The sequence below is a fragment of the Arthrobacter sp. Y3224198 genome, assembly GCF_059090025.1.
In genome coordinates, this window is the sequence record NZ_JBNHFG010000016.1 from 1 (window position 1) to 14,901 (window position 14,901).

Annotated in this window: 13 protein-coding genes; 1 reads left to right on the forward strand and 12 read right to left on the reverse strand. The window is 67.1% G+C overall.

The features are described from left to right. Nucleotides 1-523 precede the first annotated feature (523 nt). The 3 genes from tyrS to AC5RUF_RS10305 form a co-directional block, all read right to left on the reverse strand. Nucleotides 524-1,846, reverse strand: coding sequence for a tyrosine--tRNA ligase (tyrS, locus tag AC5RUF_RS10295; RefSeq protein ID WP_493998243.1), 1,323 nt, complete (start codon nucleotides 1,844-1,846; stop codon nucleotides 524-526). 13 nt (nucleotides 1,847-1,859) lie between these two features. Beyond that, entirely contained in the window at nucleotides 1,860-4,127 is a 2,268-nt protein-coding gene (locus AC5RUF_RS10300; RefSeq protein ID WP_494130504.1) for a HelD family protein, read from the reverse strand. Between the two features lie 132 nt (nucleotides 4,128-4,259). Further along, nucleotides 4,260-4,814, reverse strand: a complete 555-nt coding sequence (locus AC5RUF_RS10305; protein WP_493998305.1) for an adenine phosphoribosyltransferase — start codon at nucleotides 4,812-4,814, stop codon at nucleotides 4,260-4,262. A 178-nt stretch (nucleotides 4,815-4,992) separates the two neighbouring features. Between AC5RUF_RS10305 and AC5RUF_RS10310 the strand changes: the two genes are divergently transcribed. Continuing rightward, a complete protein-coding gene (locus AC5RUF_RS10310) occupies nucleotides 4,993-5,985 on the forward strand; it encodes an aldo/keto reductase (protein ID WP_493998306.1) in 993 nt (330 codons plus the stop codon). A 72-nt stretch (nucleotides 5,986-6,057) separates the two neighbouring features. Here the strand turns inward: AC5RUF_RS10310 and AC5RUF_RS10315 are convergent, their stop codons facing one another. From AC5RUF_RS10315 to argB, 9 genes are all read right to left on the reverse strand, one after another. Next, the gene (locus AC5RUF_RS10315) at nucleotides 6,058-6,708 is read right to left on the reverse strand and encodes a DNA-3-methyladenine glycosylase (RefSeq protein WP_494130505.1); all 651 of its coding nucleotides are present in this window, start codon (nucleotides 6,706-6,708) and stop codon (nucleotides 6,058-6,060) included. 102 nt (nucleotides 6,709-6,810) lie between these two features. Beyond that, nucleotides 6,811-7,671 (reverse strand): SRPBCC domain-containing protein, encoded by an 861-nt coding sequence (locus AC5RUF_RS10320; protein ID WP_494130506.1) that lies wholly within the window; start codon nucleotides 7,669-7,671, stop codon nucleotides 6,811-6,813. Between the two features lie 145 nt (nucleotides 7,672-7,816). Beyond that, a complete protein-coding gene (locus AC5RUF_RS10325; RefSeq protein WP_493997636.1) occupies nucleotides 7,817-8,335 on the reverse strand; it encodes a pyridoxine/pyridoxamine 5'-phosphate oxidase in 519 nt (172 codons plus the stop codon). Between the two features lie 116 nt (nucleotides 8,336-8,451). Continuing rightward, nucleotides 8,452-9,909, reverse strand: coding sequence for an argininosuccinate lyase (argH, locus tag AC5RUF_RS10330; RefSeq protein ID WP_493997635.1), 1,458 nt, complete (start codon nucleotides 9,907-9,909; stop codon nucleotides 8,452-8,454). Between the two features lie 4 nt (nucleotides 9,910-9,913). After that, nucleotides 9,914-11,122, reverse strand: coding sequence for an argininosuccinate synthase (locus AC5RUF_RS10335; RefSeq protein ID WP_493997634.1), 1,209 nt, complete (start codon nucleotides 11,120-11,122; stop codon nucleotides 9,914-9,916). 74 nt (nucleotides 11,123-11,196) lie between these two features. Next, complete coding sequence (locus tag AC5RUF_RS10340; RefSeq protein ID WP_494130507.1) at nucleotides 11,197-11,733, reverse strand: arginine repressor; 537 nt, start codon at nucleotides 11,731-11,733, stop codon at nucleotides 11,197-11,199. Beyond that, a complete protein-coding gene (gene argF, locus AC5RUF_RS10345; protein WP_494130508.1) occupies nucleotides 11,730-12,695 on the reverse strand; it encodes an ornithine carbamoyltransferase in 966 nt (321 codons plus the stop codon). Before argF ends, AC5RUF_RS10340 begins: the two co-directional genes overlap by 4 nt. Next, entirely contained in the window at nucleotides 12,692-13,972 is a 1,281-nt protein-coding gene (locus AC5RUF_RS10350) for an acetylornithine transaminase (RefSeq protein ID WP_494130509.1), read from the reverse strand. The genes argF and AC5RUF_RS10350 overlap by 4 nt, the downstream gene beginning before the upstream one ends. After that, nucleotides 13,965-14,900, reverse strand: coding sequence for an acetylglutamate kinase (gene argB / locus AC5RUF_RS10355; protein ID WP_493998455.1), 936 nt, complete (start codon nucleotides 14,898-14,900; stop codon nucleotides 13,965-13,967). The genes AC5RUF_RS10350 and argB overlap by 8 nt, the downstream gene beginning before the upstream one ends. Nucleotide 14,901: the final 1 nt, after the last annotated feature.

A 14,901-nucleotide genomic window follows, 5' to 3' on the forward strand; every position in this document is an offset into this window, starting at 1 on the left:
ACCCACGGGGTGGGCGGCACGGTCGATTCAACCAATCAAAATAATTGGTATCAATAAACTTGGCACACTATTGAGTTCTCAAACAACAGACGCAATCTGAAAATACTCGGGAAAACAATCTTTTCCTTTTCTTCTTCGCTGCAAGGTTTTCCATCTTATTCCATTCCGGCGTTTTCCGCAATTCCGGTTTTACCTTTCGGAAGACCTGGAAAGCGTTGAAACCACCGTTCCGGCCCCAGCATCCATCACGGTCTTATCCGCCGGCCACCCGAAGGGCGCGCAACGGTTCAACCGAAGATTTTTGTTGGGGTTGGCCGCCATGCTTCGGGCGCTTGTTTCAGCGTCCCGGCCGCGGCGACATCAATTACTCTACACAGCCCTTCCGGCGGTTGGCAAACCGCCCGGACGTGATCTGCCGCACTGCCCCGGCGTACTGTCCGCGTCCACGAAGTCCGCACACGCAAATGCCCGGCCGGGACAGGTGCTGTCGCCGGCCGGGCATCGGGAATGCGCCGCAGGAGGTTTACGCGGTGGTGACCGTCACGCTGGCAAGGTTGCGCTTGCCCCGGCGAAGCAGCAGGTACTTACCATGCAGCAGTTCGGACTGTTCCACTACGGCGTCTGCGTCCGACACCTTCGTGTTGTTGACGTAGGCACCGCCTTCGGACACTGTCCGGCGGGCTTCGGACTTGGTCTTGGAGAGGCCGGACGCCACCAGGAGGTCAACGATCCCCAGGGAATCCGCGGGAACCTCAGCGGAGGGCAGCTCAGCGGTAGCCGCCGTCAGTGTTGCCTCATCCAGGTCTTTCAGGTCTCCCTGGCCAAAGAGGGCAGCCGAAGCGGCAATCACCTTTTCCGTGGCGTCCACTCCGTGGATCAGCGCCGTCACGTCAAAGGCAAGCGCCCGCTGGGCCTCCCGCTTGTGCGGAGCCTCGGCAACGGCGCGCTCCAGCTCCTCGATCCGGGAGCGGCTCATGAACGTAAAGACCTTCAGCCGGTCCACCACGTCTTCATCCGTGGTATTCAGCCAGAACTGGTACATGGCGTACGGGCTGGTCATCCGGCCGTCCAGCCAGACGGCGTTACCTTCGCTCTTGCCGAACTTGGTGCCGTCGCTGTTGGTTACCAGCGGCGTACCCAGTGCGTGGACCGTCTTGCCCTCCACTTTGCGCACCAGCTCCGTGCCGCTGGTGAGGTTGCCCCACTGATCGGAGCCGCCCGTTTCCAGCACGCAGTTGTAGGTGCGGAAGAGTTCGAGGTAGTCCATGCCCTGCAGCACCTGGTAGCTGAACTCGGCGTAGCTGATGCCTTCGTCGGAGTTCAGGCGCGAGGAAACGATCTCCTTCTTGATCATTGTCCCCACCCGGAAGTGCTTGCCGACGTCGCGCAGGAAGTCGATGGCGCTCATGGGCGCCGTCCAGTCCAGGTTGTTCACCATGCGGGCGGCGTTCTCGCCCTCAAAGCTGAGGAAGCGCTGGACCTGTCCCTGCAGGTAACCGACCCACTCGCTGACCGTTTCCTTGGTGTTCATGGTGCGTTCGGCCGTGGGCCTCGGGTCCCCCACCAGCCCGGTGGAACCACCAACAAGCGCCAGCGGACGGTGTCCGGCCAGCTGCAGGCGGCGCATGGTGAGCAGCTGCACCAGGTTGCCCAGGTGCAGGCTCGGCGCCGTCGGGTCGAAGCCGCAGTAATACGTAACCGGTCCCCCGGCGAGGAGCTTTTCAAGCTCCGCCTCATCGGTGGAGACCTGGACCAGGCCACGCCACTTGAGTTCCTGCCAGATGTTGGCAAAGGACGGATCATTCTGCTGGGCCACGAGGCCCTGGGGGTTCACGTTGTCTGACACGCTTTCTAAATTATCAGGATTCTTCTTCTGGAATTCCTGCCGGGATGCCCTTGGCCGCGATTAGGCGCAGCCGCTGGGTGGGTCGGGTCATGGCTACGTAGAGATCGCCTACCTTGCCGGCCGCGGCAGTCAGCAGCTCCGACGGCTCGAGGATCACCACGCCGTCGAACTCCAGGCCCTTGGCTTCCCGCGGAGACGTAACCACAATGTCCTGCTCCAAGCCGCCGGCGCCGGAACCCACGCGGTGTCCGTACACCTCGGTGAGGGCCCGGCGGACATCGCTAATTAGATGGTCCTCCGCGATGACGGCCAGCAGGCCGCCCTCGAGGGCTTCCAGGTCCTCGGGCAGTGCCTGAAGCAGGCGCGGGATGAGGCCGCCGTCGGGCACCACGTCAATAAACGGCGCCCAACGGCCCTCGCGGACGGCCTTGGGAGCGGAGACCACCAGGCCGGCGGCGTTGGCCATGCGCACTGCGGCCTCGGCAATCTGCGCCGGGGTGCGGTAGTTGACCGTCAGTTCCTCCAGCGTCCAGCGTTCACCGACGAACGGATCCAGGGCCGCCTGCCAGGAGGTGGCCCCGCCCGCCGAACTGGTCTGGGCGATGTCCCCCACCACGGTGAAGGACTTCAGCGGGCACCGGCGCATCAGCAGGCGCCACTGCATGGCGGACAGTTCCTGTGCCTCGTCCACCACAATGTGCCCGAAGGCCCACGTACGGTCGACGGCGGCACGGTCCGCCGCGGTCAGGCGCTGCTCCCCCACCGCGTTGTGGTCGGCGAGGTCCTCGGCGGACAGGATGCCGTGCGCGCCCGAGTCCTCCAGGAAACCTTCGGTGTTGGCAATGGCGCTCTCGGCATTGGCGAGGTCGCGCTTGCGCTGCTCTTCGCGCATGGCGTTTTCCCGGCCTGCGGATGCATCGAGTTCGCCCAGGAGTTCGGCGGCCTCGTCCAGCAGCGGAACATCGGCTTCCGTCCAGGGTGCATCCGCGCTGCGCCGCAGCAGGTCCAGCTCATGGTCACTCAACTCAGGGGCAGCTGCCTCGAGCTGTCCGGGCTTGCTGAACAGGTCGGAGATGAGCTTTTCCGGCGTCATCGGCATCCAGCACAGGTTCAGCGCAACACGCACGTCGCGGGCGCTGCGCACGTCTTCGGCCAGGTAGGCGCGGTCGGTGCTGTTACCCGCGCCGGAGGATTCCTCAAGCTGCTCGGTCATCTGTTCCGTGAGTTCGCGCAGCAGGATCTTCACGAAGGTAACGCGGGCCTCGTTGTGCGGCTTGCCGGTGGCGCGGGCCTTGTCCCGTGCCCGCTGCACCTGCTTGGGCGTCAGGGTCAGTATGGTGCCTTCGACATTCAGGCGGCGCGGACCCGCGGGCAGGCGCTGCCGGTTGGCAACCGCGCGGGCAACGACGTCGGCCATGTACAGCCGGCCCTTGACCTCCGCGGCCGCCGGATCATCTTCGTGCGTGGCACTGATGCCCGGCATCAGCTGGCCCAGGCTGGACATCACCACGCCGGTCTCGCCCAGCGATGGAAGAACCCGCTCGATGTAGCGGATGAAGGCATTGGAGGGCCCGACCAGCAGCACGCCGGCGGACTTCAACCGTTCGCGGTGCGTGTACAGCAGGTACGCCGCGCGGTGCAGCGCGACGGCGGTCTTGCCGGTGCCGGGACCGCCCTGGACCACCAGCGTCCCGGAAAGCGGAGCACGGATGATGCGGTCCTGTTCGGCCTGGATGGTGCCGACGATGTCTGACATCTGCCCGGTCCGCTTGGAGTTCAGCGCCGCGAGCAGTGCGCCCTCGCCCTGCATGGCCTGGCCGTCCTCGAGCATGCTGTAGTCCAGCACGTCATCCTCGATGGCCTGCACATCGCGGCCCTTGAGGATCAGGTGCCGGCGGCGTCGGACGCCCTGGCGCTCAAACGCCGTGGCCTGGTAGAAGGTGCCGGCCTCCGGAGCGCGCCAGTCCACCATCAGCCGCTGCAGGTCCGCCGTGGAGAGGCCGATCCTGCCGATGTAGCGCTGCTCGCCGTCGTCGAGGTCCAGGCGTCCGAAGACGAGCCGTTCATCGACGGCGTTCAGCTGCGCGAGGCGGTCCTCGTACATAGTGGCGAACGCGTCGCGCTCGGACCGGTTCTGGTGGGAACCCGCGGAGTGGCTGCGCCGGATCGCGGCGAGCTGGTCCATCTTTTCCTCGCGCAGTTCGTCCAGCCGGTGGTACAGACCGGCGACGTACTGACGCTCGTGTTCCAGCTCGTTGGAAGCTGAAGGTGTTTCAGGCATGTTCGCGTTCCCTCTCGCAAAGGCAGAGCGTCAATCTTACAGTGCATTTGGACTTTTGCAGGTCACTAATGTATGCGGTTTCTCTCTCAGCTTCTGCCTGCGGACCGCGTGTCGGAGAGGGGCGCGGTGCGCCTAGTAGCGGACCAGCGCGGTGACGGGAGTGTCGCCCAGGCGGTCGCGGCCGCCCAGGTCATCCAGTTCCAGCACGACGCCGAACCCGGCAACTTCCGCCCCTGCCTTGCGGATCAGGCGCGCAGCGGCACCCAGCGTACCGCCGGTGGCCAGGACATCGTCAAGGATGAGGACGCGGGAGCCTGCCGGCATATCGTCGCGGTGGAGTTCCAGGGTGCTTTCGCCGTACTCCATGGAGTAGCTTTCGGAAAAGACCTCGCGCGGCAGCTTGCCGGGCTTGCGGACAGTAATGACGCCCTTGCCGGATGCGTAGGCGGCAGCGGCTGCGAGCAGGAAACCGCGGGCTTCCACACCGGCGACAAAGTCGAACCGGCCCTCAAACGGAGCGATCAGTGCATCCACGACACCCCGGAGCGCCGGGCCGTCGGCGAAGACCGGGGTAAGGTCCCGGAAAACGACGCCGGGCTTGGGGTAATCGGGAATTACCGCCCCCAGGCGTTCGATGGTCTGTTCAATGGACTCGTTATCAACCGGTTCTGCCGGGGCATCTTTCACGCATCCACCTTACCCGCCCGGACCCCGGCGACCCCGGACACAGCGGCCCGTTGTGGCACTTGTCTCGCGGTGCACCACGGGACGGAATAAAAGGCGGGGGGACGCCGGTTGCGCTGTAACAGCGGGCTTTTGTCACAAAAGCCCGGCTTTTTCGATAAACAGCGAAGGATAGGAACGTATGTCTGACCTGCACGAAGTGCTTCAGAACAAGATCGGATTCGGCACGGCACCGCTGGGAAACATGTTCCGGGAGATCCCCCAGGAGGAGGCGCTGGCCACGGTCAACGCCGCATGGAACGAAGGCATCCGCTATTTCGATACCGCACCGTTCTACGGCGCCGGCCTGGCGGAAGCCCGGCTGGGCGAGGTCCTCTCCCAGCACAACCGGGACGAGTATGTGCTGAGCACCAAAGTGGGCCGGCTCATTCTGGACGAAGAGGAAGAGAAGGGCTCCGGCCTCTTCACCCACGGGCGTTCGAACAAGATCGCCACGGACTACACCGCGGATGCGACGCTGCGGTCCATTGATGAAAGCCTGGCACGGCTAAAGACCGACCGCCTGGACTTCGTCTTCATCCACGACACGTCCCGGGACTTCCTCGGTGATGAATGGGTGGCCAAGTTCAACGAAGCACGGACCGGTGCCTTCCGGGTCCTCGCCAAGCTGCAGGAAGAAGGCGTTATCAACGGCTGGGGGCTCGGCGTGAACACCACCGAACCCATCGAGCTGGCGATGGACATGGACGAGGCCGCACCGACCATGAGCCTTTCCGCTACCCAGTACACGCTGCTGCAGCACGACCGTGCCCTGCAGCGCATGATGCCCACCGCGCAGGAGAAGGGCGTTGGCATCGTCGTCGGAGGCCCCTTCAACTCCGGCGCCCTGCTGGGCGGAGACTATTTCGACTACGCCGAAATCCCTCCGCGCATCAAGCAGAAGATCGCCGCGATGACCGAGATCGCCCGCCGGCACGACGTGAGCCTGAAAGCTGCTGCCCTGCAGTTCTCCACCGCCCACCCCGCCGTGGCTGCGGTCATACCGGGTTCCAGCCGGCCGGAACGCGTTTCCGAGGACATCGCCGCAATGAAGGCTGACATCCCGGGTGCTTTCTGGGACGAGCTGCTCGAGCAGAAGCTCATTTCCGCCCACGCTCCCCTGCCCCGCTCCTAGCAGGCCGCGAAACCGAACGGCGCCCCGGGAGGTCATCACCCGGGGCGCCGTTCTCCGTTGAGGGCCGCAGCCTTAAGGCTGCAGGGCCGTCGCACCAACAGCCGGGCGGCGCCGCGGCTGGGCAGGGCGGTACTTGGACACGGTCGGGTCTCCGGTGAGCCAGTAGCGCCAGGGATACTCCTCGGTTCCGCCCGGCCCGCTGACGCCGACCCGCGGTCCGCTGGACACCTGCTCTGCAGGGACCGGTTCTGCCGGCAGCGCCAGATGCAGCGGGCCGGAAAAGACATCCGCACCGTCAAGTCCGCGGGCTATGCCCAGCGCCTGGGCCAGCCGGGCCGGCCCGCGTGCCAGGTCCAGCGTCGAGCGGGGGTTGCCACGGCGGACGGCGGCAATCTCCACACCCTCCACCACTTCGCCTCCGCGCAGCAGCAGTCCGGTGGCGTAGCCCTCGGTTCCGCAGACCACATTCGCGCAGTAGTGCATGCCGTAAGTGAAATAGACGTACAGGTGCCCGGCCGGGCCGAACATGGTGGCGTTACGTGCCGTCTGCCCGCGGAAGGCATGGGACCCCGGGTCCGCCTCCCCCATGTAGGCCTCCACCTCGGTGATCCGGACGCTGACCCGTTCGCCGTCGGCGTCGTGGGTCAGCACCGCTCCCAGCAGGTCGCGGGCCGCCTCAGTAGCGGGAACGGACAGACGGTCTCGGTCACTTACAAAAGCCATACTCCGACGGTAGCAAGACCGGCAGGGGTGCCGTTGCCGGCGGGGGCGGACGCCGGGTCCTGGTGCCGGCGTTTTCCGCCGTTTACCTGTGAAGAACCGGGGTCAGCTGTCGCCCGCCGGTCCCCGGTAGAAGTCCCGGAGTGCGGCCATCCGGCGGGAACTGGGGTTGAGCGGCGTTCCGGCGAGCTCCGCTCCGGTGCTGTCCAGGGCCTGGTGCCAGGCGGCCAGCAGTGCCGCGGCCTGGTCGGGGCCGCCGTTCACGGGCTGGCGGATGACGGCGCGGGTGCGGCCGGCGTCATCGGCAATCTCCACGCTGGCTTCCTGCCCCAGCAGGAGCTCCGCGGCTGCCTCGTCAAGGGCCCGGCCGACGTCGTCCGCCGGGGCGCTGTACCAGCGCTCGAAGACCACGGCGGCCGGCCGGGACCCGATGTCCAGCCGGCCCATGGTGGGCGAAACGTCGAATTCCTCGGCGTAGGCGTCCCGCAGGCCCAGCCAGTGTTCCGGCGTCTCCCGGGCCGGCTCACGTCCGGCGGCGACCGCGTCCAGTGCATCCAGGATGCCCTGCCACCCGGCCGCGCCTTCGGTGAGGAAATCGGCCCCGTTCTCGTGCGTCCGGAACTGGAGCACGGTCCCGTCCGGAGTGTCCAGCACATGCCAGTCCAGCACCGATTCACCGCCGAGCGGATCCTCCCAGGTCAGCTGCAGGCTGGTGCCCGGGCTCATCTGCAGCACGGTGCCGGTGACTGCGGACTCCCCCATGTCCAGCCGGTATTCCTTGCCCAGCTGCCAGTCCGGGGTCACGATGCCCAGCCACTGGGCCACCTTGTCCCGATTGGTCAGCACCTCCCAAACGTGACTGGCCGGATAGTCCAGGCCGCGCTCGAAAGCCAGGGCGTACCCGTCCGGATGCTGTTCAATACGGCCCGTGGGAACCGGCGTACCGGAACGGCTGGATTCGCTCATGGCATGTCCTCCCTGGTGCCGGACTGTCCGACCTCAAGGGTAGCCGCGGCCGGTGCCTGGCCGGGAGGGGCGGACAGGTGGTTTTCGTCCAAAGGCGAGTATTTGCGGCCGCCCGGAATTCGAGGCGGCGGCTGACCGGGTCCGTTCAGAACTGCAGGCGGTGGCGGATATGGTGCCGGTCCGCCCGGGCCTGCCAGAATTCGATTTCCCTTGGTTGCAGCGCATACAGCTGCCAGGCGGGGTTCACGTTCCCGTCCGCTGCCGGACGGGCTTCCCAGTCCGCGTCCGAGGCCTCCCGGGACAGCAGGACAACGCCGCCGGCCACCCGGATCTGGCGCCCGAGTTCGGGCCAGTAGAAGTTCATGGCGGCATTCGGGTTGTCCGCCAGTTCCGCACCCTTGCGTGAGGTGCGCGCAGTGGCGAACTGCCAGCCGTCACCGTCGATGTCCTTGAGTATCAGCATCCGCGAGGACGGACGGCCCGGTCTGTCGGCGGTGGCCAGGGAAAACGCGTGGGGCTGCCGCACCCCGGCGTCCAGCGCCTCGGAGAGCCACAACCGGAAAAGCTCCACGGGATCGCGCGGGGCAGCCGCCGGATCGAAGGTCGGCAGGTTGTCCGGGAAATCGGGCAGTGCCCGCAGCTGCGTTCGGAAAGTACTCGTCATGGTGCCGAGACTAACCCCTCTGACGCCGACCGTGCCCCCGGAAAAGACCGCAGCAGGCGGGGAAGGATCCCCCGCCTGCTGCGGTCTTGGTCGACCGGCGCGTGGCCGGGGCCCGGTCAGCCCGCGTAGCCCCGCACGGCGTCAATCTGCCGGCCGAGTTCGGCCAGCTGCTTTTCCACGGCGGACCGGGCGGTGCCGCCCTGCGAGTTTCGGCTGTCCAGCGAGCCTTCGGTGCTGAGCACCGAGCGCACGGCCGGGGTCAGGTGCGGGGAAATCCCGGCGTAGTCCTCGTCCGTCAGGTCCCAGAGCTCGACGCCGCGGCCTTCCGCCAGCTGTACAGCGGCGCCGGAGAGCTCGTGGGCCTCCCGGAAGGGAACACCCTGCCGGACCAGCCATTCGGCAATGTCGGTGGCCAGCGCGAAGCCCTGCGGAGCCAGGGACTGCATCCGCTCCGTGTTGAAGGTCAGCGTCGCAATCATGCCGGAGACGGCCGGAAGCAGGACTTCCAGGGTGTCGGCCGCGTCAAAGACCGGCTCCTTGTCTTCCTGCAGGTCCCGGTTGTAGGCCAGCGGCAGTCCCTTCAGCGTGGCCAGCAGTCCGGTGAGGTCACCGATCAGGCGTCCGGCCTTGCCGCGGGCCAGCTCGGCCACGTCCGGGTTCTTCTTCTGCGGCATGATGGACGAACCCGTGGAGTAGGCATCATCCAGGGTGACGAAGGAGAATTCCTTGGTGGCCCAGAGGATGATGTCTTCGCTGACCCGGGACAGGTCAACGCCGATCATTGCCGCAACCCAGGCGAACTCGGCGTACACATCGCGTGCCGCCGTGCCGTCCAGCGAGTTCCACACGGCCGAGTCGAAACCGAGGTCGGCCGCGACGGCATTGGGGTCCAGCCCCAGCGAGGAACCGGCCAGGGCGCCGGATCCGTACGGGGACACGGCTGCCCGCTTATCCCAGTCCGCCAGCCGCTGCACGTCGCGCAGCAGCGACCAGGCGTGGGCCAGCAGGTGGTGGCTGAGCAGGATCGGCTGAGCGTGCTGCAGGTGGGTCCGTCCGGGCATTGCCACACCGAGGTGTGCCTGCGCCTGCCCCACCAGGGCATCAATGACGGACAGCACGCCGGTGCCGATGATCCGGGCGTGGTCCCGCAGGTACATCCGGCCCAGGGTGGCGATCTGGTCATTGCGGGAGCGCCCGGCGCGCAGCTTGCCGCCCAGCTGGGCTCCCGCCCGTTCAATCAGCCCGCGCTCCAGGGAACCGTGGACATCCTCATCGGATTCGGCCGGAACGTACGCGCCGGACTTTACATCGGCGTCGAGCCGGTCCAGGGCCGCGAGCATGCCCTCCAGCTCGGCGTCGTCGAGCAGGCCTGCTTTGTGCAGCACACGCGCGTGGGCGCGGGAACCGGCAATGTCATAGCCGGCAAGCCGCCAGTCGAAGTGGGTGGATTTGCTCAGCGCGGCAAGGGCATCGGCCGGGCCGCCGGCGAACCGGCCGCCCCACAATGCACCCTGGACGGTTGAACCGGAGGAACCGGACCCCGTTGCTTCTTCCGGCGACTTGCCGTTGCTCATCTGCTTACTTACCTTCTGCTAGGCGCTGGTCGCGGCCGGAGGCCACCTTGGAGGACATACCGAACAGTTCGATGAACCCGCGGGCCATCGACTGGTCGAAGCTGTCGCCGGTGTCGTACGTGGCCAGGTTGAAGTCATACAGGGACGAGTCGGAGCGGCGTCCGGTCACTACCGGGCGTCCCGCCTGCAGGTTCATGCGGATCTCGCCCGAGACGTACTTCTGCGTGTCGCCGATGAAGGCGTCCAGGGACTGCTTGAGCGGGGAGAACCACTGGCCGTCGTAGACGAGTTCGGTCCAGCGCTGGCCGACCGTCTTCTTGAAGCGGGCCTGCTCGCGTTCCACGGTGACGTTTTCCAGTTCACGGTGTGCGGCCATCAGCGCCATGGCGCCGGGGGCTTCATAGATTTCACGGCTCTTGATGCCGACCAGGCGGTCCTCGACAATATCGATCCGGCCGATGCCCTGGGCGCCGGCACGGCGGTTCATTTCCTCAATGGCCTGCAGCGGGGTGACGGCCTTGCCGTCGATGGCCACGGGGACACCTTCCTTGAAGGTGATGATGACTTCATCCGGGGCCGGAGCCGAGGCCGGATCCGAAGTGTACTCGTATACGTCCGGGGTGGGTCCGTTCCAGATGTCTTCGAGGAAGCCGGTTTCCACCGCGCGTCCCCAGACGTTGGCGTCAATGGAGAACGGGTTCTTCTTGGTGGTCACGATCGGCAGGTTCTTCTCCTCGGCAAAGGCAATGGCCTTGTCGCGGGTCAGGGCCAGGTCGCGGACCGGTGCGATGCACTTCAGGTCCGGGCCCAGGGTCTGGATGCCGACCTCGAAGCGGACCTGGTCGTTGCCCTTGCCGGTGCAGCCGTGGGACACGGTGGTCGCACCGAACTGCCGGGCAGCGGCAACCAGATGCTTGACGATCACCGGACGGGACAGTGCCGAGACCAGCGGGTACGCGTCCATGTACAGGGCGTTGGCCTTCAGCGCCGGCATGCAGTATTCGGTGGCGAATTCCTCGCGGGCGTCCGCCACATAGGCTTCCACGGCGCCGCAGTCCAGCGCACGCTGGCGGATGGTCTCCAGGGACTCGCCGCCCTGTCCTACGTCCACGGCGACGGCGATGACTTCGGCACCGGTTGCTTCGGCGATCCAGCCGATGGCCACTGACGTATCCAGGCCACCGGAGTAGGCCAGAACAATACGTTCGCTCACGAAATTTTGCTCCTCTTGCATTGGTCGCAGCCCGCGGGCCGCTGGTTGGTTGAAGTGGGGTTGAAGGGGCCGGTCTACAGGATCCGGCTTTCGGGGGCCGAACCGTTGTTGCTGGCTTCGTCGGCAATCCGCAGGAACCGCGCAGCCAGGTCCGCTCCGCCGTCGGGCTCGCGGGTCACCATCATCACGGTATCGTCACCGGCGATGGTGCCCAAGACGGACGGCAGCACGGAATGGTCGATGGCCAGGGCCAGGAAGTTCGCCGCCCCCGGCGGCGTCCTCAGCACCACGATGTTCGCTGATGCTTCGGCCGTGACCAGCAGTTCGCCGCAGAGCCGGGCCAGCCGCGCGTCGAGCACCTCCTGGGTGACCCCGGACTTGGGTGCCCGCTCCCCGCCCTCGGACGGGACCGCGTACACCAGGGCACCGTCCTTGCCGCGCATGCGCACGGCACCCAGTTCCACCAGGTCCCGCGAAAGCGTCGCCTGGGTGACCTGCACGCCGTCGTCGGCCAGCAGCGCGGCGAGCTCGGCCTGGGACCGGACGGACAGCCCGGTGAGCAGGGTGCGGATGCGCGCCTGGCGCGCGGTCTTGGTTGCCGGCATGGTCATGCCTGTGCCTCCGGGGTTCCGGTCAGGCCCGAACGCGCCATCAGCCAGACCATCAGTGCCTTCTGCGCGTGCAGGCGGTTCTCCGCCTCGTCCCAGACCAGGGACTGCGGTCCGTCGATCACGTCGGCGGAGATTTCGAAGCCGCGGTAGGCGGGCAGGCAGTGCAGCACGACGGCGTCGTCCGCGGCCTGCGCCATCGCGTCACTGTCCACTGCGTAGCTGCGGAACAGTTCCTGCCGGGCGGCCTTTTCGGCTTCCTGGCCCATGGATACCCAGGTGTCGGTGGCCACGACGTCGGCGCCGGCCAGTGCCTCGGACGCGTCGGTGGTGATCATCACCGAGCCGCCGGTCTCCTCCGCGCGGGCCGCGGCGGCGTCGACGATCCGCGGATCCGGAAGATACCCCAGCGGACCGGCCACCCGGACGTGCATGCCCGCCGTGACGCAGGCCAGCAGGTAGGAGTTGGCCATGTTGTTGGCGCAGTCCCCCAAGTAGGTCAGCGTCAGGCCGGCAAGGGTGCCCTTGTGCTCGCGGATGGTCATCAGGTCCGCCAGCAGCTGGCAGGGGTGGTAGTCGTCGGAGAGCGCGTTGATAACGGGCACCGAGGAGTTGGCCGCCATTTCCTCCAGGCCGGACTGGGCGTAGGTGCGCCAGACGATGGTGGAGACCATGCGCTCAAGCACCTTGGTGGTGTCCGCCACGCTTTCCTTGTGCCCGAGCTGGGACTCCCCGGCGCCGATGATCAACGGCACGCCGCCCAGGTCCGAGATGCCGGCGGCAAAGGAGACCCGCGTGCGGGTGGAGGTCTTGTCGAAGATGACCGCAACCGTCTTCCGGCCGGTGGATTCACCGGCAAACGGCTGGTACTTGTAGCGGTCCTTCTTCAGGGCGGCAGCCAGATCCAGGACCTCGGCCTGCTCCGCCTGGGTGAGGTCGGTATCGACCAGGAAATGACGGGTCATGGTTTTCCTTCAGTGGTTGTGGTTGCCGGTACTGCCGGAGTTGCGGGCGCCGTCCCTGCCGCGCGCCGGAGGATGCCGGGCAGTGCGGCCAGGAAGGTTCCGGCCTGCTCGACGGTGAGGATCAGCGGCGGGGCGAGCCGCAGCGTGGCCGGACCGGTGCTGTTGATGATGAAGCCGGCGTCCAACGCCGCCGCCACGGCGGCCGGAGCGGTGGGCTTTTCCAGGTCGATCCCGATAAGGAAGCCTTCGCCCCGGACCTCGGCCACGCCGTCGACCGCTGCCAGCCCGCGCCGGAGGTACTCCCCGGTGGATTGGACGTTGGCCAGCATCCCGTTGGATTCCAGCACGGACAGGGTGGCCAGGGCCGCAGCGGCCGCCACCGGGTTTCCGCCGAACGTGGTTCCGTGCATTCCCGGGGTCAGCAGCCCGGAGGCCTGTTCGCCGAACGTCAGCAGCGCCCCGATGGGGAAACCCCCGCCGAGTCCCTTGGCCAGGGTCATCGCGTCCGGCAGGACGCCCTCGGACGCGAACCACCTTCCGGTGCGTCCGATGCCGGTCTGCACCTCATCGATGATCAGCAGGGCCCCGGCGGCCCGGGTGGCTTCGCGGGCTGCCTGCAGGTATCCGGCCGGCAGCATCCGCACACCGGCCTCGCCCTGGATCGGTTCCAGGAACACTGCCGCCACCGACTCGTCCACCGCGTCCAGCAGGGCGCCGGTGTCGCCGAAGGGAACGTGCTCGACGCCGCCGGGCAGCGGTTCGAACGGCTGGCGGTAGGCCGGCTTCGCGGTCAGGGCGAGGGCACCCATGGTGCGGCCGTGGAAGGCACCTTCCAGTGCCAGGATCCGGGTCCGCCCGGCGGCCGGGTCGGCATTGCGCCGGGCCAGCTTGAACGCCGCCTCGTTGGCCTCGGTGCCGGAGTTGGCGAAGAACGCCTTGGATCCGGCCGGGGCGCCGGCGAGTTCCAGCAGCCGTTCGGCCAGCATCACCTGGGACGGGCTGGTGAAGAAATTCGAGACGTGCCCCAGGGTGGCCAGCTGGTGGGAGACAGCCGCCACCAGGTCCGGATGGGCATGGCCCAGGGAATTCACGGCGATGCCGGCCAGCAGGTCCAGATAGGTGTTGCCGTCGGCGTCTTCCACATAGCAGCCGTTGCCGCGGACCAGGACCCGCTGCGGAGCGCCGAAGACACCCATCAGCGAGGCGTCATAGCGCTGCAGCCAGGCGGCTGCGTCCGAAGCTAGGTCCCGGGCCGGCGCGTTTGTGTGCTTATTCATGGGCTTCCTCCGGATCCGTGGGAACCACCTGGGTGCCGATGCCGGCCTCGGTGAAGATTTCCAGCAGCATCGAGTGCGCCATCCGCCCGTCCACGACGGCGGCCCGGTCCACTCCGCCTTCCACGGCGGACAGGCAGGCCTGCATCTTCGGAATCATGCCCGATTCCAGGGACGGGAGCATGGTTCGCAGCTCCGCAGTGGTGAGCGAGGAGATGAGCGAGGACTTATCGGGCCACTCGGCGTACAGCCCCTCGACGTCGGTGAGCACCACCATGCGTGAGGCCTGCAGGGCCACGGCGAGGGCTGAGGCCGCCGTATCGGCGTTGACGTTCAGCACCTGTCCGGTGGGTTCGCCGTCGGGGCCCACCTCGGGTGCCACTGTGCTGATTACCGGAATGCGTCCGGCGGACACCAGGTCCAGGATGGCGCCGGGATGCACGCCCACCACCTCGCCTACCAGGCCCAGGTCCACTTCCTCGCCGTCCACCACGGCGCCGGTCCGGACAGCCTGGAGCAAGCCGGCGTCCTCGCCGGAAAGTCCCACGGCGTAGGGGCCGTGCGAGTTGACCAGGCCCACGAGTTCGCGGCCCACCTGGCCGGTCAGGACCATACGGACCGCGTCCATGGCCTCCGGGGTGGTGACGCGCAGTCCGCCGCGGAACTCGGACTCGATGCCGAGCCGGTCCAGCAGGGCGCTGATCTGGGGACCGCCGCCGTGGACGACCACCGGGTGCACACCGGCGTGGTGCAGGAAAACGATGTCTTCGGCGAAGGCGCGGCGCAGTTCCTCGTTGACCATGGCGTTGCCGCCGTACTTGATCACCATGGTGGTGCCCGCGAACCGCTGGATCCAAGGCAGCGCTTCGATCAGCGTTGCCGCTTTGTCCTGTGCCCGCAGCCGTTCACCGGCTGCTGCCTGAGTGCTCATC